Origin of the sequence: Litorivivens lipolytica (genome assembly GCF_014191715.1) — a bacterium.
Taxonomy (GTDB): domain Bacteria; phylum Pseudomonadota; class Gammaproteobacteria; order Pseudomonadales; family Spongiibacteraceae; genus Litorivivens; species Litorivivens lipolytica.
In genome coordinates, this window is record NZ_JACHWY010000002.1 from 463,409 (window position 1) to 484,253 (window position 20,845).

Annotated in this window: 22 protein-coding genes; 15 read left to right on the top strand and 7 right to left on the bottom strand. The window is 55.3% G+C overall.

Annotation, left to right across the window (positions count from 1 at the left end; genetic code table 11):
- Nucleotides 1-60: 60 nt before the first annotated feature.
- Entirely contained in the window at nt 61-2,430 is a 2,370-nt protein-coding gene (locus FHR99_RS10490; protein WP_246386722.1) for a TonB-dependent receptor, read from the bottom strand.
- Nucleotides 2,431-2,640: 210 nt separating this feature from the next.
- Between FHR99_RS10490 and FHR99_RS10495 the strand changes: the two genes are divergently transcribed.
- The 5 genes from FHR99_RS10495 (at nt 2,641) to FHR99_RS10515 (ending at nt 7,606) form a co-directional block, all read left to right on the top strand.
- Complete coding sequence (locus FHR99_RS10495; protein WP_183410606.1) at nt 2,641-3,492, top strand: alpha/beta fold hydrolase; 852 nt, start codon at nt 2,641-2,643, stop codon at nt 3,490-3,492.
- A 115-nt stretch (nt 3,493-3,607) separates the two neighbouring features.
- Nucleotides 3,608-4,783: an acyl-CoA dehydrogenase family protein gene (locus FHR99_RS10500; protein ID WP_183410607.1), complete on the top strand. Its 1,176-nt coding sequence runs from the start codon at nt 3,608-3,610 to the stop codon at nt 4,781-4,783.
- A gap of 8 nt (nt 4,784-4,791) precedes the next feature.
- The gene (locus FHR99_RS10505; protein ID WP_183410608.1) at nt 4,792-5,469 is read left to right on the top strand and encodes a glutathione S-transferase family protein; all 678 of its coding nucleotides are present in this window, start codon (nt 4,792-4,794) and stop codon (nt 5,467-5,469) included.
- 33 nt (nt 5,470-5,502) lie between these two features.
- A complete protein-coding gene (locus FHR99_RS10510; protein WP_183410609.1) occupies nt 5,503-6,660 on the top strand; it encodes an acyl-CoA dehydrogenase family protein in 1,158 nt (385 codons plus the stop codon).
- A 94-nt stretch (nt 6,661-6,754) separates the two neighbouring features.
- Nucleotides 6,755-7,606, top strand: a complete 852-nt coding sequence (locus FHR99_RS10515; RefSeq protein ID WP_183410610.1) for a helix-turn-helix domain-containing protein — start codon at nt 6,755-6,757, stop codon at nt 7,604-7,606.
- Between the two features lie 8 nt (nt 7,607-7,614).
- Here FHR99_RS10515 and FHR99_RS10520 read toward each other — a convergent pair whose 3' ends face one another.
- Nucleotides 7,615-8,772 (bottom strand): aromatic ring-hydroxylating oxygenase subunit alpha, encoded by a 1,158-nt coding sequence (locus FHR99_RS10520; RefSeq protein ID WP_183410611.1) that lies wholly within the window; start codon nt 8,770-8,772, stop codon nt 7,615-7,617.
- A 116-nt stretch (nt 8,773-8,888) separates the two neighbouring features.
- Between FHR99_RS10520 and FHR99_RS10525 the strand changes: the two genes are divergently transcribed.
- The 6 genes from FHR99_RS10525 (at nt 8,889) to FHR99_RS10550 (ending at nt 13,201) form a co-directional block, all read left to right on the top strand.
- The gene (locus FHR99_RS10525) at nt 8,889-9,473 is read left to right on the top strand and encodes a TetR/AcrR family transcriptional regulator (protein WP_183410612.1); all 585 of its coding nucleotides are present in this window, start codon (nt 8,889-8,891) and stop codon (nt 9,471-9,473) included.
- A 101-nt stretch (nt 9,474-9,574) separates the two neighbouring features.
- Nucleotides 9,575-10,246 carry a TetR family transcriptional regulator gene (locus FHR99_RS10530; protein ID WP_183410613.1) on the top strand — a complete coding sequence of 224 codons (672 nt, stop codon included), beginning with the start codon at nt 9,575-9,577 and terminating at the stop codon, nt 10,244-10,246.
- 23 nt (nt 10,247-10,269) lie between these two features.
- A complete protein-coding gene (locus tag FHR99_RS10535; protein ID WP_183410614.1) occupies nt 10,270-11,166 on the top strand; it encodes a TIGR03619 family F420-dependent LLM class oxidoreductase in 897 nt (298 codons plus the stop codon).
- A gap of 24 nt (nt 11,167-11,190) precedes the next feature.
- Nucleotides 11,191-11,601, top strand: a complete 411-nt coding sequence (locus tag FHR99_RS10540) for a nuclear transport factor 2 family protein (protein ID WP_183410615.1) — start codon at nt 11,191-11,193, stop codon at nt 11,599-11,601.
- 1 nt (nt 11,602) lies between these two features.
- On the top strand, nt 11,603-12,433 hold the full coding sequence (locus tag FHR99_RS10545) for an SDR family NAD(P)-dependent oxidoreductase (protein WP_183410616.1): 831 nt from the start codon (nt 11,603-11,605) through the stop codon (nt 12,431-12,433).
- The gene (locus FHR99_RS10550; RefSeq protein ID WP_183410617.1) at nt 12,434-13,201 is read left to right on the top strand and encodes a glucose 1-dehydrogenase; all 768 of its coding nucleotides are present in this window, start codon (nt 12,434-12,436) and stop codon (nt 13,199-13,201) included. It abuts the gene before it with no gap.
- 163 nt (nt 13,202-13,364) lie between these two features.
- Here the strand turns inward: FHR99_RS10550 and FHR99_RS10555 are convergent, their stop codons facing one another.
- The gene (locus FHR99_RS10555; RefSeq protein WP_183410618.1) at nt 13,365-13,808 is read right to left on the bottom strand and encodes a PaaI family thioesterase; all 444 of its coding nucleotides are present in this window, start codon (nt 13,806-13,808) and stop codon (nt 13,365-13,367) included.
- A 177-nt stretch (nt 13,809-13,985) separates the two neighbouring features.
- On the opposite strand from FHR99_RS10555, the gene FHR99_RS10560 reads away from it, so the two are divergent.
- The 3 genes from FHR99_RS10560 to FHR99_RS10570 all read left to right on the top strand — a co-directional run bounded on the left by FHR99_RS10560 (nt 13,986) and on the right by FHR99_RS10570 (nt 17,499).
- The gene (locus FHR99_RS10560; protein ID WP_183410619.1) at nt 13,986-14,627 is read left to right on the top strand and encodes an outer membrane protein; all 642 of its coding nucleotides are present in this window, start codon (nt 13,986-13,988) and stop codon (nt 14,625-14,627) included.
- A gap of 150 nt (nt 14,628-14,777) precedes the next feature.
- Nucleotides 14,778-16,871 (top strand): PQQ-dependent dehydrogenase, methanol/ethanol family, encoded by a 2,094-nt coding sequence (locus tag FHR99_RS10565; protein WP_183410620.1) that lies wholly within the window; start codon nt 14,778-14,780, stop codon nt 16,869-16,871.
- A gap of 100 nt (nt 16,872-16,971) precedes the next feature.
- Nucleotides 16,972-17,499, top strand: coding sequence for a nuclear transport factor 2 family protein (locus FHR99_RS10570; protein ID WP_183410621.1), 528 nt, complete (start codon nt 16,972-16,974; stop codon nt 17,497-17,499).
- Nucleotides 17,500-17,524: 25 nt separating this feature from the next.
- Here FHR99_RS10570 and FHR99_RS10575 read toward each other — a convergent pair whose 3' ends face one another.
- Nucleotides 17,525-17,728 (bottom strand): (2Fe-2S)-binding protein, encoded by a 204-nt coding sequence (locus FHR99_RS10575; protein ID WP_183410622.1) that lies wholly within the window; start codon nt 17,726-17,728, stop codon nt 17,525-17,527.
- A gap of 240 nt (nt 17,729-17,968) precedes the next feature.
- Between FHR99_RS10575 and FHR99_RS10580 the strand changes: the two genes are divergently transcribed.
- Nucleotides 17,969-18,571: a peroxiredoxin gene (locus FHR99_RS10580; protein ID WP_183410623.1), complete on the top strand. Its 603-nt coding sequence runs from the start codon at nt 17,969-17,971 to the stop codon at nt 18,569-18,571.
- A 71-nt stretch (nt 18,572-18,642) separates the two neighbouring features.
- Here FHR99_RS10580 and FHR99_RS10585 read toward each other — a convergent pair whose 3' ends face one another.
- From FHR99_RS10585 to pyrC, 3 genes are all read right to left on the bottom strand, one after another.
- The gene (locus FHR99_RS10585; RefSeq protein WP_183410624.1) at nt 18,643-18,909 is read right to left on the bottom strand and encodes a hypothetical protein; all 267 of its coding nucleotides are present in this window, start codon (nt 18,907-18,909) and stop codon (nt 18,643-18,645) included.
- A gap of 149 nt (nt 18,910-19,058) precedes the next feature.
- The gene (gene rnt / locus FHR99_RS10590) at nt 19,059-19,721 is read right to left on the bottom strand and encodes a ribonuclease T (RefSeq protein ID WP_183410625.1); all 663 of its coding nucleotides are present in this window, start codon (nt 19,719-19,721) and stop codon (nt 19,059-19,061) included.
- Entirely contained in the window at nt 19,714-20,769 is a 1,056-nt protein-coding gene (gene pyrC / locus FHR99_RS10595) for a dihydroorotase (RefSeq protein ID WP_183410626.1), read from the bottom strand. Before pyrC ends, rnt begins: the two co-directional genes overlap by 8 nt.
- Nucleotides 20,770-20,845 lie beyond the last annotated feature (76 nt).

Consider the following 20,845-nt stretch of genomic DNA (forward strand, 5'->3'; position numbering starts at 1 on the left):
CGAGTGGATAAAAAAAGGGCAGCCCGAGGGCTGCCCTTACTAAATGGTCACCTTTCTGGATTAGAAGTCGTAGCGGGCTGTGATGCCTGCGGTACGAGGCTGGCCGACGCGGTAGCCGATGCGAGCTGCACCACCGGCTTCGCGATCAACAGACTGGCGGATATTTTCATCCGTGGCGTTGTTGACGAACAGCGCCAGATCCCAGTTTGCGGTTCTGCCACCCAGACGCAGGTTTACGGTCTGGTAGTTGTCCAGCTCCTGGTCGAAGTTGATAGTTGTCGCCGTCGAGTTGCCAACGGCGTTGCCGCCGCTTACGTCAATGGTTTCGGCGCCATCGGTTTGGTCAACGATTTGTGTGTAGCGAGCGCCGACAGACTGGAAGGCAGCGGTGAAGTAACCTTCCCAGTCCTGATTCCACTGGAAGTAGTTAGTTGATACCAAGGCTACAGAGTAGTCAGGCGCTGTGGGCAGTTCGTTGCCATCTTCAATACCGCCAAGGATAGTGACGTTACCGCCGCTATCGGTGGAGGTGACTGTTGAGTCCAGTTCGGCGTCGATGTAGCTGGCCGCCACACTGACTTCCCAAGCATCGGTTGGGCGTGCAGTGATTTCGATTTCGATGCCCTGGCTGTGAGCCTCTTCAACGTTGTAAACGATACGTGATGAGCAGGTGCCGGCGTCCAGCGTAGCCTGAAGATTCTCTATGTCAGAGTAAAACGCTGAAACGTTGAAGGTGCCGCGTCCGCCAAAGGCCGTTGTCTTAGCGCCAACTTCGTAGTTGATAACTTCTTCGTCATCAAACTCGTTGAAGCCGCCAAAAGTCGCCGCGTCAGCCGGAGTACACAGGTTGGTATTGATCGGATCATTGATGCCGCCGAGGCGGAAGCCTTTGGCGACTTGAGCGTTCAACATTACGTCGTCGTTGAGGTCATAGCGAACCAGCAGGCGAGGGGAGATGCCGGAGCTTTCAGTATCTTCTTCTCGCTCGGTCAGGCCGCCAAATACGCCATTGATGACAACCTCGCGATCTTCATCGAAATCGAAGAAGCGGGCACCGATCGTCATATTCAGACGGCTGGTGACGTCATATGACATTTCGCCGAACAGGGCGGTTTGCGTCAGTTCGTAGGGGATATCTGAGTAGTACAGTTCATCAACGGCGGCATATTTACCTTGCGTTGGTGCACGTTGACCACCGGCAGCTTCATAACCCGGAACCATCAATGACTGCGCGTAGTTGCGGTCGATCTGAGTGTAGAAAACACCTGCGACCCACTGGAGGGCGTCAGCATTGTCAGATGCCAGGCGGAATTCCTGGGTGATCATTTCCACGTCAGTGGTATCGGCGAGAGTTGCATCGAGTGCGTATACAGACTCGCCTTGCGGATCGCCGCTGTTAAAAAAGCCGGTTAACGCAGTGGCGTCACGTTCTACGATCACCTCACGATCTGTCCATGAGGTGATTGACGTGAATACCATTTCATTGAAATTCACCGTTGCGTCAAAATCGACCAGCAGGAACTCATCCTCAAAATTTTCTTCAAGCTGTGTGTACTGCTCGCGCTCGCCGAGTGTTATTGCCGGACGAGTGGTGGTGAACGGGTTGGCCAGTACGTTGTAGTGGTCTTCCCGATTGAAGCCGTCCATATCAATGTCTTGCCAGACGACGCGAGGTGTCAGCGTTACGTTTTCGGTGGGCTGGAATTTCAGTGCAATGCGAACGCCATGTTTTTCACCGCTGTTTACATCTTCCTCTTCACCGCCATTGGGCTGAATAGCATCGATGTAGCCAGCAAACTGTTCGGTGTAAGCAACCGCTCTAAGCGCAGCTCGCTCACCCAGAACAACGTTGGTGTGACCTTTCAAGCTGCCGCCGACTTCGCCGTCTTTGACATGCTGGACAGTGGTTGTCAGTGAGCCGCTATCTTCGGCCAAATCAGGCTCATTGCTGATATAGCGAATGGTACCCGCCAGTGAGCCTGAACCAAACAGGGTACCCTGCGGACCGCGCAGTACTTCCACCCGGTTGGTGTCGTAGAAATCCAGATCGGGAGTAAACAGTGACAGTGAGATCACGGATTCGTCGAGGTAAACACCAACCTGCTCTTTTACGCCGGGCTGGTCACGAACGATTTGACCGGCAGAGATGCCACGAATGGCAACCTGGCTTTGGCCGGGGCCAAGGTTTTGTACGGCAAGACCGGCGACGCCGTCTGCCATGGTTTCAAGGTTGGTAGCGCCAGAGCGGCGTAACTGACCTTCGGTTTTTGCAGCAATAGAGAATGGAACATCCTGCAGTGTTTCTGAGCGCTTCCGTGCGGTTACTACAACCTCCTCCAATACAGCTTGTTGAGTTTGGGCTATGCCCGGTGTGGTATATGACGCAGAAATCGCGGCGATGGCCGCGGCTAAGGACAGGTGTTTTCTCATTCTCGTCTCCCCGTGAAAACACATTATTATCTGCACGCCTATGGTGCGCAGGATTCCGCAACCGACTGTACAAAAATCGGACGCGATTTTCCACGGCTATGTTTACGCCGAATCATCCAGTTAATCAATAGCTTGTATTGATCTTCTGATTGCTTCACTCGGGCCGCAGTCTGTGTAACATACGGGCACCTTAATAAAAACGATGTGCCTATGAATGATGTATCTCAGCCTTCGCGGGCTCGCCGCGCCCTAAAATGGGGCGATGCAGAGCCCAGGGCCGTGTTTCTCCCGGCCAATGGTTTTCCTGTAGCGAGTTACGATTTTCTGTTGTCGGCGCTTGCCGAACGCTGGCCGCTACTTGGGCTTGAGAATCGCGGCGTCTGGGGCGAAGGGCCCCCGACCCAAGGCTTCAACTGGGCCAGTCATGCTGAAGACCTGCTGGGGTTTCTTAATCAAGGCACTATCGATCTGCCCATTATTGGCATGGGCCATTCGATCGGGGCGACCGTGACGGCCATGGCGGCGCGCCAGCAACCCGAGCGGTTTCGGGCACTGGTTTTGATTGATCCGGCGACCGTGCCCGGTCGCTGGCTGCCCTTACTGGTGCGACTGGTGCCCTCGTTGACCAAGCGCATGGATTTAGTGACGCGAACGCGCAATCGCCGCGAAATCTGGCCGGATGCGGAGGCCTTTGTGTCGTATCATCGCGACAAGTCGGTGTTTCGCGCGTTCTCTGAACAGGCGATGGCGGATTATGGCAAGGCTGCGCTGCGGGCCAGCGGCTCAGCCTACAAGCTGGCCTATAGCCGTGAGTGGGAGGCCTGGAATTTTCAGCATACGGCGGTGTTCTGGCCGATAGTGCGCAAGTTGTCGATGCCGACCCTGATTTTGCGTGGGCAGACGTCCTACCTTCATCCCGAGGCTGAATTTACCCGCAACGCCCGCAGGCTGCCGGAGCATATTCAGGCAGTGACCGTGCCGGGTGCAGGCCACATGCTGCCGCAGGAGGCACCGGAACAGGTGCTGTCGTTGGTGAGCGACTGGCTGGCGGCGCTGGATTGATTCCTGCGTTGCACAAGACAGGCTGCGAACACAACTTGGCGCAATATCCCAAGTTTACGGCGACAACTCCCGTCTACACTGCTTACAAACAACGATAACGCGGACCGGAGGAACCATGGCCCTGAGCTTTGACAGCGCCCGCTTGCACAACCCCTACCTGACCGAAGAGCATGAGGCCTGGCGTCACCAGTTGCGGCGATTCCTGGATGCGGAGGTGGTTCCCTATCTGGATGATTGGGAAGAGTCCGGTGAGATCCCCGATGCGCTCTGGACCAAGGCGGCCGATATCGGCCTGCTACAGTTGGGCTACCCCGAAGCCTACGGCGGCCTTTCTGAAGGCATTGACGCCTGGTACAGCAATATCACCAATGAAGAGCTGACTCGCGCCGGTTCGGCCGGTGGGCTTGCCAGCAATCTGCTGATTCACGGCATCGGTCTGCCGCCTGTGGCGCACTTTGGCAGCGAGGCCATGAAGCAGGAAGTGATTCCTCCGATCATGGCCGGTGAAAAACGCATCGCGCTCGGCATAACGGAGCCCTCGGGTGGATCGGATGTTGCGAATATCACCACCACGGCTCGGCGTGAGGGGGATCACTACATCGTCAATGGCAGCAAGACCTTTATTTCCGGTGCCATGAAAGCCAACTGGATCAGCGCGGCCGTGCGTACCGGTGGTGAGGGCGCCAGAGGCGTGTCCATGCTGCTGATTCCCACCGATTTACCCGGCGTATCTCGGACGAGACTCGACCGCAAACAGGGTTGGTGGTGTGCAGAAACCGGCACGCTGTATTTTGATGAGGTACGCGTACCTGTCGAAAACCTGATCGGCGAAGAGGGGCAGGGCTTTCTGGTGATCATGAGCAACTTCAATCCAGAGCGGATTGGCTTGGCGGTGACCATGGAAGCTGCTTCGCGAGTATGCTTGGAAGAGGCCGTGGAATGGGCGCAGCAGCGCAAGACCTTCGGCAAACGCCTTGCCGACCATCAGGTGATCCGGCACAAGATCGCCAGCATGAAGCAGAAAATCAACGCTACCCAAGCCTATATTAATTACGTGACGCAGGCCCATATCGAAAACCGTCTCAGCCCCGGCGATCTGGCACTGGCGAAAGTGCAGGCCAGTGAGACCATGGAATACTGCACCCGCGAGGCGAGTCAGATTCTGGGTGGCGCCTGTTACCTTCGCGGTAATCGGGTTGAGCGCTTCTATCGAGAAGTCCGGGTCAACGCGATTGGCGGTGGCAGTGAAGAAATCATGCGCGACTTGGCCGCACGCCAATATCAGTTATAGGAATGAGTATGACCAAACCAAAACTCTGGCACAGCTATAGTGCCCGCTCACTGCGCCCGCTGTGGGCGCTGGAAGAAATGGAGCTCGATTACGAACTGGAGCTGCTGCCTTTTCCGCCGCGGGTGTTTAAGCGCGAGTATCTGGAATTAAATGCACTCGGTACGGTGCCGTTTTTTACCCACGGCGACACGGAAATGACCGAGTCATCAGGTATCTGCTTATATCTGGTAGAAACCTTTAAGCAGTTGGATTTTGGTTTGCCGGTGGGTCACGCCGAATACGGTGACTACCTGAACTGGCTGTTTCATTCCGATGCGACGCTGACCTTCCCGCAGACCATCGCGCTGCGTTACTCCCAGCTCGAACCCAAAGATCGCCGCTTACCGCAGGCGGTAGAAGATTACAGCACCTGGTTTATCAAACGGCTCAAACGGCTGAACGCACACTTGGAAGGCCGCGAATATCTCTGTGATGGCCGCTTTACCATTGCCGATATCGCGATTGGCTATGCCCTGTATCTGGGGGAGAGTCTCGGTCTGGATCAGTTTTATGAGCCGATTGTTGTTGATTACTGGCAGCGTTTGAAATCGCGGCCGGCGTTTATCAAAGCTGAAGCCATGGGCAGTGAACAAGCGCTGTTCAAAGCTGTGAAATACCCCTTTACCGATGCGCCGGAATTGTTCTGATACCGGCCGGAAAAATAACGAGAGGATAAGCCCATGCGTTTTACCGAAGAGCACACTGCCATTCGCAACACCACCGCCCAGCTCATCGAAAAGGAGATCAATCCCTATTCCGATGCCTGGGAGGAGGAGGGCATCTTTCCCGCCCATGAGGTGTTTAAAAAGATGGGCGATCTCGGCCTGCTCGGTATCAATAAGCCGGTGGAGTACGGCGGTATGGGGCTCGACTACAGCTATCAAATGGTCTTTACCGAAGAGCTGGGGTTGATCACCAGTGGCGGTGTGTCGATGGGCATTGGTGTGCAGACTGATATGGCAACGCCCGCCCTGGCCAAGTTTGGTAGCCCTGAGCTGTGCAAGGAATTTCTGGTGCCCGCCATTGCCGGTGATGCAGTGTTCTCCATCGCGGTCAGTGAGCCCCATGCAGGGTCCGATGTGGCCGCCATTAAAACGACGGCGCGCAAAGACGGCGACGACTACGTCATCAATGGCAGCAAGATGTGGATTACCAACTCCACGCAGGCTGATTTCTTGTGTGTGCTGGCTAATACCAGCGACGACAAACCCCATCTCAATAAATCCCTGATCATTGTGCCGACCAAAACGCCGGGCGTTTCTTTCTCGGAGCGTTTGAACAAGCTCGGTATGCGCTCGTCGGATACGGCGCAGGTATTTTTTGACGAGGTTCGGGTGCCCCAGCGAAATCGCATTGGTGAAGAAGGGCAGGGTTTTGTTTACCAGATGCTGCAGTTTCAGGAAGAGCGTCTGTACGCTGCGGTCGGCTCGCTGAAAAGCATGGATTCGCTGATTGCCCAAACCATTGAATACACGCGCGACCGCAAAATCTTCGGTAAATCGGTGCTGGATAATCAGGTAGTCCATTTCCGGCTGGCCGAGTTGCAGACGGAAGTGGCTGCACTGCGCGCCCTGACCTACGATGCGGTTGAGGGCTATATCAACGGTGAAGATGTCACCATGAAGGCGTCGATGGCCAAGTTGAAAGTGGGCCGCTTGCTGCGCGAGGTAACCGATAGCTGCCTGCAATACTGGGGTGGTATGGGCTTTATGTGGGACAACCCCGTGGCCCGCGCCTACCGCGATACGCGAATCACCTCCATCGGCGGTGGTGCAGACGAGGTCATGCTCAGCATTATCTGCAAGATGATGGGAACACTGCCCAGCAAAAAGGGCTGAAATTCCCGTTTTAATTTAAGTGATTCAATGGCGCCGGCTTGCAATCCGCGGCGGCGCCGTAAAAAATGGCGCATCCCAAAGCCTCGGCGCCAGCATGTCACAAAACCAGCATTCCAAATCAGAAACTGCCAGCGCATTCAGCCGATTCCTGCGCTTCTGGCGCAGCGTCCATAAGGTCAGCCAAGAGGAATTGGCTTTTCGCTTAGGTAGCTCGCCTCGCCATATCAGCCGGCTGGAGAACGGTTCCAGTCGCCCCAGCGAATCCATGGTGACAGAGGTTGCCGAAGCGCTATCGCTCGGTAAGCGGGATCGCAACCACCTCTTAATGGCGGGAGGTTTTGCGCCGGTTGCGGAAGGCCTGGATTTCAATGCGCCCGAGCTGAAGTGGCTGCGCAAGGCCATGATTATGACCATGCGTGGGTTGGACCCTTACCCCGCGTCGGTGATGGATAGCGCTGCAAATCTTTTAATGGTGAATCGCGGGTGGGTAAGTTTTTATTCCCGGGTTGTGCCTGCAGAAGAACTTTCAAATGTTCGAAACCATTACGATTTCATTTTTGATCGCCACGGTGCGGGCAATATTGTCAGTGACTGGGAAGACACCCTGTCAGCCATTCTGATGTCGATTCAGCAGGCCTATCTCTTTACCAGTGACGAAAAAGTACGTGAAACACTGGACAGACTCACCGCCTTCCCAAGTGTTCCAGAAGATTGGCAGCAACGTGCGGCACGCACTGAACCCATGGCCAGTTTCAGGGTGCAGTTGAATGTTGCTGGCGCCCTACGGCGTTTTTTCAGTGTCAGCACCATGGCCGGTGCATTGGGGCCGAACGCTTTTGTTTCTGAGCCGCGCCTTACAATCACAACGCTGTACCCTGAGGAAGAAGGTCTGGATCTGGCTGCCATGCAGGATGAGAATGCCAGTCATCCACTTTTGTTTTACTGAAACAGTCATTAGGTTTTCGCTGATTGCGACGATAGAACTTGCTCAATACTCTGATTGAAGCAAGCAAGCGCACCCTCAAAGCGGCCAAAGGTCAGCGACTCGTTTGCACCGGATGCAAGCCCGCTCTGGATACTTTCACCAATATCAAAGTCTTCGTCCAGCGTGGTCACGGTGATGTCGTGATTCTTCTGCCAGTGAGTAAGATCTTCAGGCGTTTCAATCCGATCTGCCGGAACCAAAGTGTTCACTCGAATACGGGTTTCGTTGGCGCTAAGGGGCTCGAGCTGAATCCACGCCACATGGTCGGACTGCACCAGCAGCATATTCATTGGAAAGAGGGTGTACAACACCTGGCTGTGTTCGCGCAGTCGCCAACTTTCTTCTGGCTGTTGGCCAAGTTCAGCCAAAGATTTCTTGGCGAGGACCGAACGCAGATGGGTGCCAAAACTCCTGTACGTAGACAGATTGTCAAAGAAATACGGTGCGATGGTTTTACGGTGGGCCACCCGAAAATGGTAGGCCTCAATACCGCCTTCAACAAGAATTTTCCAGTTCGCCCGACCAAGCCGCTCGGTAGAATGCTGCAGCGTCAGATCGCTTGCGCCGAACCAGTCAAAGTCCGGTGCCAGCCCCGCAAGCGCTTCATCAATACCCGGCGCGTCTTCAGTGTTAGCCTGTACCCACAGCCAGCCATACGCTTCGCGACAACCCACCCGCTTAAGCCCCATTTTTGATCTATCCATGTCAGGAAAGCCCTGTGCCTCGTGGGGCACCCCAATCAGTTCGCCCTGACTATTCCAGGTCCACGCATGGTAGGGGCATGAAAACCGGTGCTTGCAGCCCGAGTGGTCATCGACCAAACGCGTGCCACGATGCCGACATACATTCAGCCAGGCGTGGGCGACACCGTTTTTATCGCGAGTGAACAGCAGTGGTAACCCGGCAACCGTGCGGCGGAGGAAGGAACCAGGCTCGGGCAATTCGCTGCTATGGACGACAGGGTGAGGCAAGGCGCGAAAAAGATGCTCCTGCTCCGCTGCAAAACGTTCATCGCTGATGTAGTGACTGACTGGATTGCCGGATACCGACTCATCCAGCCAGGCACGTTTGCTTTGCGCCAATCCCAGTAACTCGCGGGTCAGTTCAAGTTCAGTGCGACGTTCCATCGCGTCCTCCTGTGTATAGGCTGATCAATTCAAGGCAACTTACCAGGTGGTAGGTGAATCGTGGCCTACCATGTGGTAAGTTGTCAAGCCTGCACCGATCACCGACCAGAGTCACGATGGAAACCAAAACTCGATTTATCGAAACCGCCACCCGACTATTTGCTGAAAGAGGCTATTACGGCGTTAGTATTGCAGCTGTGGCCAATGAGCTTGCGCTGACAAAACAAGCGCTGCTGCACCACTTTGGCAGTAAGGAAAAACTGTACGGAGAAGTCCTGCAGACGATTTCCAATCGCCTGATGGAAGATATGTCGCGCATCGTTCAGGCGTCAGAAAACCCCCGAGAAGGTTTTGAAGCCTGCCTGATGTACTTCTATGACGCCCTGCAATCACGCCCCGATGACACGCTGGTGCTGATGCGCGAATTGCTGGATAACAAACAGCGCGCCGAGAATGCAAAAACCTGGTATCTGAAGCCCTTTCTGGACAGCCTTTGCGATATGGCGCTCGCCGCGTCGCCCAAGCGCCTTAAGAATCAAGCCCAAGCCTTTGTGGTGGTATATCAAATCCTCGGCGCCATGAAGTACTTTTTGGTGTCTGAGCCGACGCTAGTACAGATGTTTGGTTCGAAAAACTGGAAGGCCTTCACTGAGCACTATGAGCCTGAATTACGGGCGCTAATTGCGGCGAGATTGGACTGAGGTAGATCGACACAGCCTAATCCAAACGGCCGATCTCGCTTTATTGACAAAATGTCAATAGAAGCGGAAGGTAGCATCTCTGGATTTCACTGGAGCCTGCCGTGGCCAACCCCGCCCATCAGTCGTCGTCATCGTTGCAGACCTTGAGTCAGCGCGCTTCTCGCGAAGAACGACGCGAGCAGTTGATCAAGGTCGCGGCGCATATTGTTGAATTCGAGGGCATTGATGCCCTTAAACACGCTCGCATTGCAGAATTGGCAGGCTGCGGGCGACCGCTGGTGTATTCCTATTTCCCCAAGAAATCCGATCTCTATTTTGCAATTTCAGAATCCTTTTACCGCCGCCTCGAGGAGCGTTTTACCTGTGAGGAGCAGTATCAGGCCATTCGCGATTTTCTGGCCGGGGATAGCAACCGCAGTACCCAGCTGGAAAGTCTGATCTGGGATGTGATTGACGAATACGGCTGTGCCGGTTTGATCCTGCGCACGGTGCCGGAGCTGAACGAGGATTTTCAGGCCTACCATCAAGAGCTCGTCAGTCGTTACGAGTTTCGGTGGCAACGGTATTTTCTTGAGCTCGGAGCCGACGAGCTGGCGGCACGCTTGCTGCTGGATAACTGTACGGCCATTACCAAAAATTTTGCGCTGGCCTACCGCCGCGGGGAACTGGATCGGGTGACCTCGCTAAAGCGCACGCTGGCGGCGCTCGGGGCACTGGTGCAAAACGATATGCAGTTCATCCAAAAATCATTGAGTAAAAAATCAGCACTTTGAAGATTAAAGACAAGGAGCAAGGCATGAGTTTCAAACTGAGCATTGGCATTTATGGTCTGGAAAATCTGTATGGCGGCAATCCAAAAGGTTTGATTGAAGTGGCCCAGAAGGCGGAGCAGGCGGGGATCGATCAGCTCTCCATGACCGATCACGTGGTGATGGGCAGTCGCACGGATCGCTACCCCTACGGTGAGTTTCCTTCACCGCCCGAAACGCCCTGGCTGGAACCGATGACGATTGAAGCGGCCATTGCCGGCTCAACCGACAAAATTGAATTGTCGCAAGGCATTCTGATATCTCCGCTGCGCTCGGCGGCCCTGCTTGCCAAGCAGGTGGGTACGCTGGATGCGCTGGCGCCTGGGCGCGTTGTGATGGGCTTGGGAACCGGCTGGCAGCGCGAAGAATTTGAAGCTTCCGGTCTGCCGTTTGCGGGTCGCAAGTCTTACATGTTTGAGCAAATAGGTGCCATGAAAGCCCTTTGGAAAAACGCGCCGGCCAGTTATCAGGGCGAGAAGATTGCGTTTGACGATATCTACTGCCGCCCTGCGCCGGAGACGGTGCCTTGCTGGGTGGGTGTTAAAGCCAATGAAGAAAACAGCAAGGCCATAGCCGAGGTGGCTGATGGCTGGATTCCGATTGAGCAAGACCCTGCGGTTTTTGGGGAGGGCGTAAAAACCCTGCGTCGCGCCTTTGAAAATGCCGGACGTGATCCTGCCGAGCTGCAGGTGCGAGCCATGGTGGAGCACAAGTTCGACAGTGATGGGAATCCTGATTTTCAGGCCACCATTGAAACCATTCCAGCGATGCTGGAGGCGGGGGCGACCTACGTGGAAATCCTGCCGCTGTACTTTGTTTACGACACGGCCATGTTTGACGAATTCTTTGGCCGTCTGACTGAAGTCAAAAAACAGTATTCCTGATAATCATCTGATGAGTGCCTGACAATGGATAAAAATAATCTCCCCTGGCAGCTGGCCAACCAGTATGTGCGGATCGTCGATGACCGCCAGTTTGACGAGGCCGAAGCCATTATGTGGCCGGACTTTACTCAGCATGGGCCCGGTTTCGGTGCTGAGTCGCGGCAGGTATTTATCGACAATCTGGAGTTTCTGCGTCAGTACAGTCGCACGTTTCACCTGATTGGTTCCCAGTTTGGTGAATGGGATGGCGATACCTACAACGGTGAAACCTACTGCATCGCCTCGCATTTTTATGTGAAGCACGAGGTCGAGCACAAGATGGACATGGGGATCCGTTATCAGGAAACCATTGAAATCCGCGACGGTGTAGCGAAATACCTCAAGCGCGATCTGAATGTGGTCTGGACCGAAGACCGGCCGCTGGGAGGTAAGTGAGATGAGTCGACCTGTTGCCTTTATTACCGGGGCCAGTCGCGGTATTGGTGCCGCGACCGCCTTGGCCTTTGCTCGAGAAGGCTATGATCTTGTGCTCACCGCCCGCACCTTGAAAGAGGGCGAGCAACACGAGTACGGCAGTTGGCAGTCAACCACGACAGCATTGCCAGGTTCGCTGGAGTCAACGGCGGCGGCAGCGAAGGAATTCGGTTCCGAGGTGTTGTTGGTTCGCTCCGATATTCTTGATACCGCGTCGGTGCTGGCGGCGGCAGACAAGGCGCTCGATCACTTCGGTCGTGTGGATGTGCTGTTCAACAATGCCTGTTATCAGGGGCCGGGCAATATGCAGCGCGTGCTGGAAGTGGAGTTGGAACAAGTCGAGAAAATCTATCGCGGCAACGTGCTAACCCCGCTGGCGCTGGCGCAAAAACTGCTGCCGGGCATGCTCGAGCGAAAGGCTGGTGCGGTGATCAATATGGTGTCGGGCTCGGCGCTGAATGATCCGCCCGCACCGGCTGATGAAGGCGGCTGGGGTTTTGCCTACCCCTCCTCGAAGGCGGCGCTGATTCGGATGATGCCTTCACTGCGGGTTGAGCATAAAGACAGCGGTATACGCTTTTTCTCTGTGGAGCCGGGCTTTGTGCTGACCGAAGTTATGAAGGCCAATGGTTTTGATGACAAGATTGCCGCGCGCTTTAATCCGACTCCACCGGAGTCGATAGCCGATATCGTGTACTGGCTGGCCAGCAGTGAGGCGGCTCTGGAACACCATCACCGGGCCGTCATTTTTGCGCCGCAACTGCACAAGAAACTTTTTGGCGAGGACAAGTAGATGCTGCTGGAGGGTAAGGTTGGCTTGGTCACAGGCGCCGGCAGCGGCATTGGCCGCGCAACCGCCTGCATGTTTGCGCGAGACGGTGCGCGCGTGGCTGTGGTCGATTATCACCTCGAGACGGCCGAAGAAACCGTTGAGCTGATCCGCAAAGCAGGTGGTGAGGCACTTGCTATTCGCGCCAATGTGGCCAAGGCCGATGAGGTAAAGGCCATGGTTGAGCAAACGGTGGCGGCGTTTGGCCGGCTCGATTGTGCGAGCAACAACGCCGCTTTTGGTGGTGGCTTTGCCTTTGTGCCTGATGTTGACGAAAAGAACTGGCAGCTGGCGCAGGATGTGACGCTGAAAGGCGTGTGGCTTTGCATGAAGTATCAGATACCACAGATGCTGAAGCAGGGCGGTGGCGCCATCGTGAATATCGCGTCTCTGTCAGGGGTTCGGGGTGAGGCCATGCAGGCGCCCTACAGCGCCGCAAAAGGCGGAGTCATAGCGCTGACGCGCACTACCGCCGCTGAGTATGCCCAGAAAAATATTCGGGTGAATGCGATTAATCCCGGCGGCATTCGCACGCCGGCAATCGTGGATTACTTTGCGAAAGTGCCGGGGGCTGAAGAGCACACGGCCGGAGTCCACGCGATGCGTCGCCTTGGTGAACCCGAAGAAGTGGCGGATGCGGTGACTTACCTGTGTTCAGACCGCGCATCCTTTATTACCGGCACGACCTTAGACGTGGATGGCGGTGTGATGGTGAATCCACATACTTTGTAAGTATTTTGGTGCGAGATTGCTTCGCTATGCTCGCAATGACGATCCGGCAGTGTCATTGCGAGGAGCAGAGCGACGCGGCAATCTCGAGATGCGGGTATCGCAGTCGGGGAGATTGCTTCGCGGTGCTCGCCATGACGGTTGGGCAATGCGTCATTGCGAGGAGTCAGTTGTTGCCCATGCTGGGGGCACTTGCCAGGTCATCCGGCAACCTGAAAATGCCGCTGCCAGCAGCCTTGATCGTCTCGCCAGCCACTATGCGCCCTTGGGTATAGCCGGCAGTGCGGGTTGTCTTCAGACACTCAGCCTGTACTTCCAGCCATTCACCTTCTTTTGAGGCAGCCATGTAGTCTATGTTGATGTTCATGGTGGGCGTGCCGGCAAACTTGCCTAGTTTGAAACCGATCGCGCAGGCAAAGGCGATATCAAACAGCGCCATATATACAGCGCCATGACAGATGCCCATCGGGTTAAGGTGCTTTTTTTCGACGAGTAGCCCCACCGCTGAGCCGCGCTCGTCGATACGGATGTACACCGGTGCAAAGGCATCGTTAAAGCTGCCATCGAGTGGCATCGCGGCAAAACCTTCGGGTGGGGTGAAGTCTGTCATGGCTCTGTCTCGTTAATTTTTCACTATTGTGCAGGACAGGGGGGCGTAGGGTATTTACGGCTTGTTAATTATTTACAACGCCCGGATTCGTCTTTTGGCGACACCGTTAAGGTTTCGTTAACTTCTGCCGCGTACACTGGCCTCCAGAATTTTCAAACGATAGTCGACGGAGGAAGTATGCGTGTTTGTAAAGGGGTGGCGGTCGCCGGTCTGTCCTTGCTGATGGGCGTGAGTGCGCCGAGCTGGGCCCGCGATACCTGGTACATTGGTGCCACATCCTACGAAAGCACCATCAACAACAATACCATTCACGACCGCGAGCGTGTTCAAAACTGTACCCCTTTGGGTTGTACCAGCAACATTGTGCGTCGGGATTACCGCGGCCGTTTTGATACCGACAGGCATCCTGCGATCAGCGCCGGTTTTATCAACCGCGACGGTTGGCGTACCGAGTTTGAATACCGTGAAGGTGATTTTGGTATTAAGTCACCTGAGTCCAAAGAGGATTTTATCGAGTCGCGTCGCGTGATGGCTTCATTCTGGCGAGATTTCAAATTTAATGACTCTCCCCTTGGCTATTACGCCGGTATGGGTTTGGGTGTTGGCCAGTTGCGCCAGGGGCCGGCGGATGATGAATTTATCATGGCACAAGCCGGCGCCGGTTTGACCTTTGCAGTAACGCGTAGCCTGCAGTTGGATCTGGGATATCGCGTATATGCGGGCGAGCCCGATATCGTGCTGGAAGATGAAAACCGCGCCATTGATATGGACTACCGCGGCAATAGCTGGAATCTGGGCGTACGCTATTACCTGTATTAATCAGGTGCCGGTGATCAGCATTTGTTGATCCATCCAGTTGTCTCTTTACGTAATCCGTTGGCGCTTGGCGCCAGCGGATTTTTTTCGCCTGTACACTGCGCGCCTCAGTCGATATGCTCACCCGACACATGCGCCGGGTAGGAGACAATAATGCATAAGTGGTTCAGTGTGGTGGCTCTGGTATTGTTGACCAGCGCCTGTTCTAAAGACGCGCCGCGGCCGGTGGAGTTGCCGGATGTTACGAAAGCCGAACAGTATCCGGGGCAGTGGATAACCCACGGCCGGACCTACTCCGAGCAACGATTCTCTCCGCTCAAACAGATCACCCGTGAAAACGTTGATTCACTGGGGCTCGCCTGGAGTTTTGATCTGGGTACCAGTCGCGGAATTGAGACCACGCCGCTGGTCGTCGATGGCGTGATGTATGCCACCGCCACCTGGAATATTGTGTACGCGCTCGATGCGCGTACCGGACAGCCACTGTGGCGCTTTGATCCCAAGGTAGATCGCAGCAAGGCCGCCGATCTCTGCTGCGATGTGGTCAACCGGGGAGTAGCTTACTGGCAAGGCAAGATTTTCACCGGCACCATCGACGGTCGTTTGATCGCGCTGGATGCCAAAAGCGGTGAGAAGCTCTGGGATGTGGTGACGGTTGATCAAAGCAAGCCCTACACCATTACCGGCGCGCCGCGCGTGGTGAAGGGCAAGGTGCTGATTGGTAACGGCGGCGCTGAGTTTGGTGTGCGCGGCTATATTTCAGCGTTTGACGCCGATACCGGCAAGCAGGTTTGGCGTTTTTACACCGTACCCGGTAACCCGCACGAGGGGCATGAGTCGGAAATCATGGCCGAGGCGGCCAAAACCTGGACCGGGCGCTGGTGGCAGTATGGCGGTGGTGGCACCGTTTGGGATTCCATGGCCTACGACCCCGAACTGGATCTTTTGTATTTTGGTGTGGGTAACGGCTCGCCGTGGAATCAGGCGATTCGCAGTCCGGAAGGTGGAGACAATCTGTTCCTCTCATCCATCGTGGCGGTTAAGCCGGATTCCGGCGAATACGTGTGGCACTACCAGACCACGCCAGGCGAGACCTGGGACTACACCGCGACCCAACACCTTGTTCTGGCGGAGCTGAAGATTGATGGCGCCGAGCGCAAAGTTATTATGCAGGCACCGAAGAACGGCTTCTTCTATGTGATTGACCGGGAAACCGGCGAGCTGATTTCAGCCAATAATTATGTGCCGGTGAACTGGGCCACACACATCGATCTCAACACCGGCCGGCCGGTTGAAGTGCCGGAAGCCCGCTGGGGCAATCGCGCTCCCCACCTGCAATTGCCGGGGCCCCTAGGTGCACACAACTGGCACCCGACGGCCTTCAGCCCAGATACCGGCCTCGTGTATATCCCGGTGCTGGAAACCCCTTATATCTACGGTGATGAAGAAGATTTTCAGCAGAGTGATGTGCGCTGGAACGTGGGTGCAAACGCCGGGCTAGGCTCACTGCCGAATGACAAGGCCCAGTACCTGGCTTTGCGGGCGGCTGTGAAAGGTCGTTTGCTGGCCTGGAACCCGGTGACCCAGTCACCCGCCTGGAAAGTGGAACACGACAGCCCCTGGAATGGCGGGGTGCTGGCTACTGCCGGCGGTTTGGTGTTTCAGGGCAATGCCGACGCGAAGCTGGTGGCCTATGACGCGAAGAGTGGCGAACGTTTGTGGGAGCATTTTGCCCAGACGGGTATCGTCGCGCCGCCTATCAGTTATGAACTGGATGGCGAGCAATATATTGCCGTGGCCTCGGGTTGGGGTGGTGCGTTTGCGCTGATCTACGGAGGTCTTTTTCCGGCAGAAAGTGCACCGGGAGTAGGACGCTTGTTGGTGTTCAAACTGGGTGCCGACGGGACGCTGCCGGAATTGGTTGGTCAGTCTGCAGCAAAGCCATCAATACCGCCGCTGGAAGCGTCAGCCGATGTTATTGCCAAAGGCCAGCAACTTTACAATGCCTCTTGTCTGGTGTGTCACGGCGACCACGCGGTGTCGAGTGGTTTATTGCCCGATTTGCGCTGGTCACCGCTGTTGGGCTTGGGTGAAGCCTGGAATGCGGTCGTGCTGGGCGGTGCCCGGGCGGCTCAGGGAATGCCGGTATTTGCGTCTGATCTGGATGAGGCCGACAGCGAAGCTATTCGCCAGTATGTGATATCAGAGGCTAGAGCGCCCTTCGAGGAAAAATTCAAGGACGACTAAACCTCCCTCGTTTGGCGTAGCTGGCGTGAATTTCCCGGGCTCTGAATAGAGCCCGGTTTCGGATCAGGCTAGACTCGATAAAAACGATAAGGAGTCGACCATGACAGGTTTGTCCCACGAGCAGAAAAAAGCGTTCATCGAAAAATACATCAGTTATCACGCGGAAGCCGATCGCCGTAATGAGTGGACGTTTTTCGTCGACGAGATCTACGCGCCGGAATGCGTGTATACCTGCGAGTATGCCGGGGTGATTGTGGTGGAGGCTCGCGGGACTGATCAGATCAAGGCTACTCACTACGGTCGTGATATGCAGCACGGCTGGGAAGATTGGACCTTTCCCTATAAAGGGTTCTATGTGGGCGAGGGGAACGAGATCATTACCCACTGGATGAATCGCGGCCCGGGGCAGCGCGAGGATGGCAGTTATCGGGAAACGCCGGGGATTTCATTTCTGACACTGGATGATAACTGTCAGATTATTCGTCAATTCGATATGTTCGATCTGGCACATCAGATGAAACTCTGTGACGAGCTGGAGGATGCGGGGTTGCTGTCAGCAGCACTGAAAGAGAATTGGGTAATCCCGATGAAGCAGAAGCTGATTGCTCAACTGCAGAAAAATATGTGATTTATAAGGGCGACGATCTGTGGGGTTATACCGCCGCGTAGAAGGGCGCGGTGCCCATGGAATCCTGCATTTTGTATTCTTCAATAATCTCGCGAGCCAGCTCTTCACAGCTCCCGCAATTATTGGCGACACCCAGTGATTTGCTCACCTGACGGAAATTGCGGTCACCGCTGTCGAGAGCGCGGTGGATGTCGCGGTCAGTGATTCCGTTGCAGATACAGACAAACATGGTGTGTTGCTCGCAGGCTCTTAAAACTGTTAAGTAATGCTAATGAGAATGATTGTCAGTTTCAAGCTGTTTTTTCAATTTGTGTCGGAAATTTAATCGATAGATTTTATCTATTGAAAAGCAGGAAAAATCACCTGTGCCTGATCAGAGCAGCCGTGTATCATGCTTGTCACGCTATCTGGCCGGTTGCGCCGGTCATCATAATTTTTCTAACGCAAACCACGCTGGAGGTTAATCACCATGGGTGTACTCGTAGGTAAACCTGCTCCCGATTTTACTTGTGCTGCGGTTCTCGGAAACGGCGAGATCGTTGACGAATTTACCCTGAGCGAAACCATCAAGGGCAAATACGCCCTGATCTTTTTCTACCCGCTGGACTTCACCTTCGTGTGCCCGTCTGAGCTGATCGCTCTGGATCACCGCGTAGCCAAGTTCAAGGAACTGGGTGTTGAGGTGATTGGTGTGTCTATCGACTCTCAGTTCACTCACAACGCGTGGCGTAACACCCCGGTTGAAAAGGGCGGTATTGGTGCTGTGGGCTACACGCTGGCTGCTGATGTTCGTCACGACATCTGCCGCGCCTACGACGTTGAAGCTGACGGTGGTGTTGCCTTCCGTGGCGCTTTCCTGATCGATAAAGAAGGTCTGGTGCGTTCGCAAATCGTTAACGACCTGCCGCTGGGTCGCAACATCGACGAGCTGGTACGTCTGGTTGAAGCCCTGCAATTCCACGAAGAGCACGGTGAAGTTTGCCCCGCTGGCTGGAACAAGGGTGACAAAGGCATGAACGCCTCTCCCGATGGTGTTGCCGAGTACCTGTCTTCTAACGCTGACAAACTGTAAGTCAGACGGAAGAAAGCAAAAAGGCCGCTTTATGCGGCCTTTTTTGTGTCTACAGCTTGGTTTTTTTGCGTTTACGCGAAGGCAAGACTTCGCGGGGCGCTTCGGAGAGGCAGCAGCACGCAATGGCCGCCAAACTCCTTGTTGGCCCAGCTCAGTACGGACATGATGGCGTGATTGCGGGTATCTGCGACCAGTCGATAGGACTGGGTGTCTTCCTGTTCTTCCGTGTTGCGATAGGATACTACGGCGTGAAATAAACGATTATGCTCGCGAAGTATTCTGACATGTCCCAGCGAAAGATCGCTCCTCGATAAACGAAAAAGATCAACGGTTACCATCAGGTGGCTGCCTCAACTACTTTTGTTCAAGTGTTTCCAAGGCCTAAGCATAGGTGATCTGCTCGCAAAAATAGCGGGGAGAGTCGGGTAATATTCAGCGTTCGCCCCGGGTTTTCGGCAATATTTGGGATTTTTACTGCACAGATTTTTCAGAGGTGTGACGTATCGTCGGGCTCGGGCCAGGTCCAGCCGCCGAGAGCTTGCCAGCGGTTGACGATCGAACAGAACAGCTGAGCCGTTTTCTCTGTATCGTAAGCGGCGCTGTGTGCAGCGCGATTATCAAATGGCAGTCCGGCGGCTTCGCAGGCTTTTGCCAGCACCGTTTGGCCATAAGCCAGCCCTGACAAACTGGCTGTGTCGATTACCGAAAAGGGGTGGAAGGGATTGCGTTTGATGGCGCTGCGCTCGGCGCCGGCCATCACAAAGCCGAGATCAAAGTGGGCGTTGTGGCCAACCAGAATCGCGCGGTTGCAGTTAGTGGCTTTTACTTTCTGGCGGACCGCCTTGAGCAGTTCGCCAAATACAATCACTTCTTTTTTAGCTTCGCGATCCGGGTGCTCGGGATCTATGCCGGTAAATTCCAGAGCAGCGGGCTCCAGATTGGCCCCGGCAAATGGCTCGACCTGATAGTCGAGGGTTTCGGTGACGATCAGTTCGCCTTCGTCATTGAAGTCCACAAAGCTGGCGGCGATTTCGAGAATCGCGTCGGTGCTGGCCTGAAAGCCGCCGGTTTCGACGTCCACCACGACGGGCAGAAAGCCGCGAAAACGGGTGGCGATCGGGAAGTCCACGGGCAGGAGGTCGTCAGTCATCGATTACTGACCAGCTCAGCGTTTCGCCCGCGCGCAGGGGAATCAGCGGTGTGCCGCCCATGTCCAGCGACTCGGGTGCCCTCCAGGAAGTCTTTTCCAACGTGATGGTGTCGGTGTTGCGTGGCAGACCATAGAAGTCCGGGCCGTTGAAACTGGCAAAGGCTTCGAGTTGGTGCAGGCCGCCGACACGTTCAAAGGCTTCGGCATACATTTCAATCGCCGCGTAGGCGGTATAGCTGCCGGCACAACCACAGGCGGCTTCTTTCTTGTCTTTGGGATGAGGCGCAGAATCTGTGCCTAGAAAGAACTTGTTCGAGCCCGAGGTGGCGGCTGCCAGCAGGGCGGCCTGATGGCTGCGGCGTTTCAGAATCGGCAAGCAATAAAAGTGGGGGCGAATGCCGCCAACCAACATGTGATTGCGGTTATACAATAAGTGGTGGGCGGTGATGGTCGCGGCCACATTGGCCGGTGCATCGGAGACAAAATCGGCTGCGTCAGCGGTCGTAATATGCTCCAGCACGATCCGGAGTTTGGGGAATGCTGCTACCAGCGGTCTCAGCGTTTTATCGATAAAACGCTTCTCGCGATCAAAAATATCGACACTATCGTTTGTCACTTCACCGTGAATAAGCAGCGGAAAGTCATGCTTTTCCATCGCTTCCAGCACGGGATGCAGGGCATTGATATCGGTTACGCCGGAGTCAGAGTTGGTAGTGGCGCCAGCGGGGTACAGTTTGGCCGCATATACAAAACTGCACTTCGCCGCACGGACAATCTCTTCCGGTGTGGTTTTGTCGGTCAGGTAGAGCACCATCAGTGGCTCGAACTGGCGCGGCAGTTTGCTCATGGCAGCAGTGATGCGGTCCCGGTAGAGGTCAGCGTCCTGCACGGTACGCACGGGCGGCGTCAGGTTGGGCATCACAATGGCCCGGCCCATATAGCGGCTCATATCTTTGGTGGTTAAGGGCAGGGCGTCGCCGTCACGTAGATGAACGTGCCAATCGTCGGGGCGAGTCAGGGTAATGCGTTTCGGGGTGTTCTCAGACATGGGTGCGATCAATGCGGGTTGAGCGCGCATGCTACCGGATTCGGGGGTTTGATTAAAGAGAGGAGGGGCCCCGGGC

Coding starts and splice junctions, on each gene's coding strand:
- FHR99_RS10490 (WP_246386722.1), bottom strand. CDS start 2,430: ATGAGAAAACACCTGTCCTTAGCCGCGGCCATCGCCGCGATTTCTGCG.
- FHR99_RS10495 (WP_183410606.1), top strand. CDS start 2,641: ATGAATGATGTATCTCAGCCTTCGCGGGCTCGCCGCGCCCTAAAATGG.
- FHR99_RS10500 (WP_183410607.1), top strand. CDS start 3,608: ATGGCCCTGAGCTTTGACAGCGCCCGCTTGCACAACCCCTACCTGACC.
- FHR99_RS10505 (WP_183410608.1), top strand. CDS start 4,792: ATGACCAAACCAAAACTCTGGCACAGCTATAGTGCCCGCTCACTGCGC.
- FHR99_RS10510 (WP_183410609.1), top strand. CDS start 5,503: ATGCGTTTTACCGAAGAGCACACTGCCATTCGCAACACCACCGCCCAG.
- FHR99_RS10515 (WP_183410610.1), top strand. CDS start 6,755: ATGTCACAAAACCAGCATTCCAAATCAGAAACTGCCAGCGCATTCAGC.
- FHR99_RS10520 (WP_183410611.1), bottom strand. CDS start 8,772: ATGGAACGTCGCACTGAACTTGAACTGACCCGCGAGTTACTGGGATTG.
- FHR99_RS10525 (WP_183410612.1), top strand. CDS start 8,889: ATGGAAACCAAAACTCGATTTATCGAAACCGCCACCCGACTATTTGCT.
- FHR99_RS10535 (WP_183410614.1), top strand. CDS start 10,270: ATGAGTTTCAAACTGAGCATTGGCATTTATGGTCTGGAAAATCTGTAT.
- FHR99_RS10540 (WP_183410615.1), top strand. CDS start 11,191: ATGGATAAAAATAATCTCCCCTGGCAGCTGGCCAACCAGTATGTGCGG.
- FHR99_RS10545 (WP_183410616.1), top strand. CDS start 11,603: ATGAGTCGACCTGTTGCCTTTATTACCGGGGCCAGTCGCGGTATTGGT.
- FHR99_RS10550 (WP_183410617.1), top strand. CDS start 12,434: ATGCTGCTGGAGGGTAAGGTTGGCTTGGTCACAGGCGCCGGCAGCGGC.
- FHR99_RS10555 (WP_183410618.1), bottom strand. CDS start 13,808: ATGACAGACTTCACCCCACCCGAAGGTTTTGCCGCGATGCCACTCGAT.
- FHR99_RS10560 (WP_183410619.1), top strand. CDS start 13,986: ATGCGTGTTTGTAAAGGGGTGGCGGTCGCCGGTCTGTCCTTGCTGATG.
- FHR99_RS10565 (WP_183410620.1), top strand. CDS start 14,778: ATGCATAAGTGGTTCAGTGTGGTGGCTCTGGTATTGTTGACCAGCGCC.
- FHR99_RS10570 (WP_183410621.1), top strand. CDS start 16,972: ATGACAGGTTTGTCCCACGAGCAGAAAAAAGCGTTCATCGAAAAATAC.
- FHR99_RS10575 (WP_183410622.1), bottom strand. CDS start 17,728: ATGTTTGTCTGTATCTGCAACGGAATCACTGACCGCGACATCCACCGC.
- FHR99_RS10580 (WP_183410623.1), top strand. CDS start 17,969: ATGGGTGTACTCGTAGGTAAACCTGCTCCCGATTTTACTTGTGCTGCG.
- FHR99_RS10585 (WP_183410624.1), bottom strand. CDS start 18,909: ATGGTAACCGTTGATCTTTTTCGTTTATCGAGGAGCGATCTTTCGCTG.
- rnt (WP_183410625.1), bottom strand. CDS start 19,721: ATGACTGACGACCTCCTGCCCGTGGACTTCCCGATCGCCACCCGTTTT.
- pyrC (WP_183410626.1), bottom strand. CDS start 20,769: ATGTCTGAGAACACCCCGAAACGCATTACCCTGACTCGCCCCGACGAT.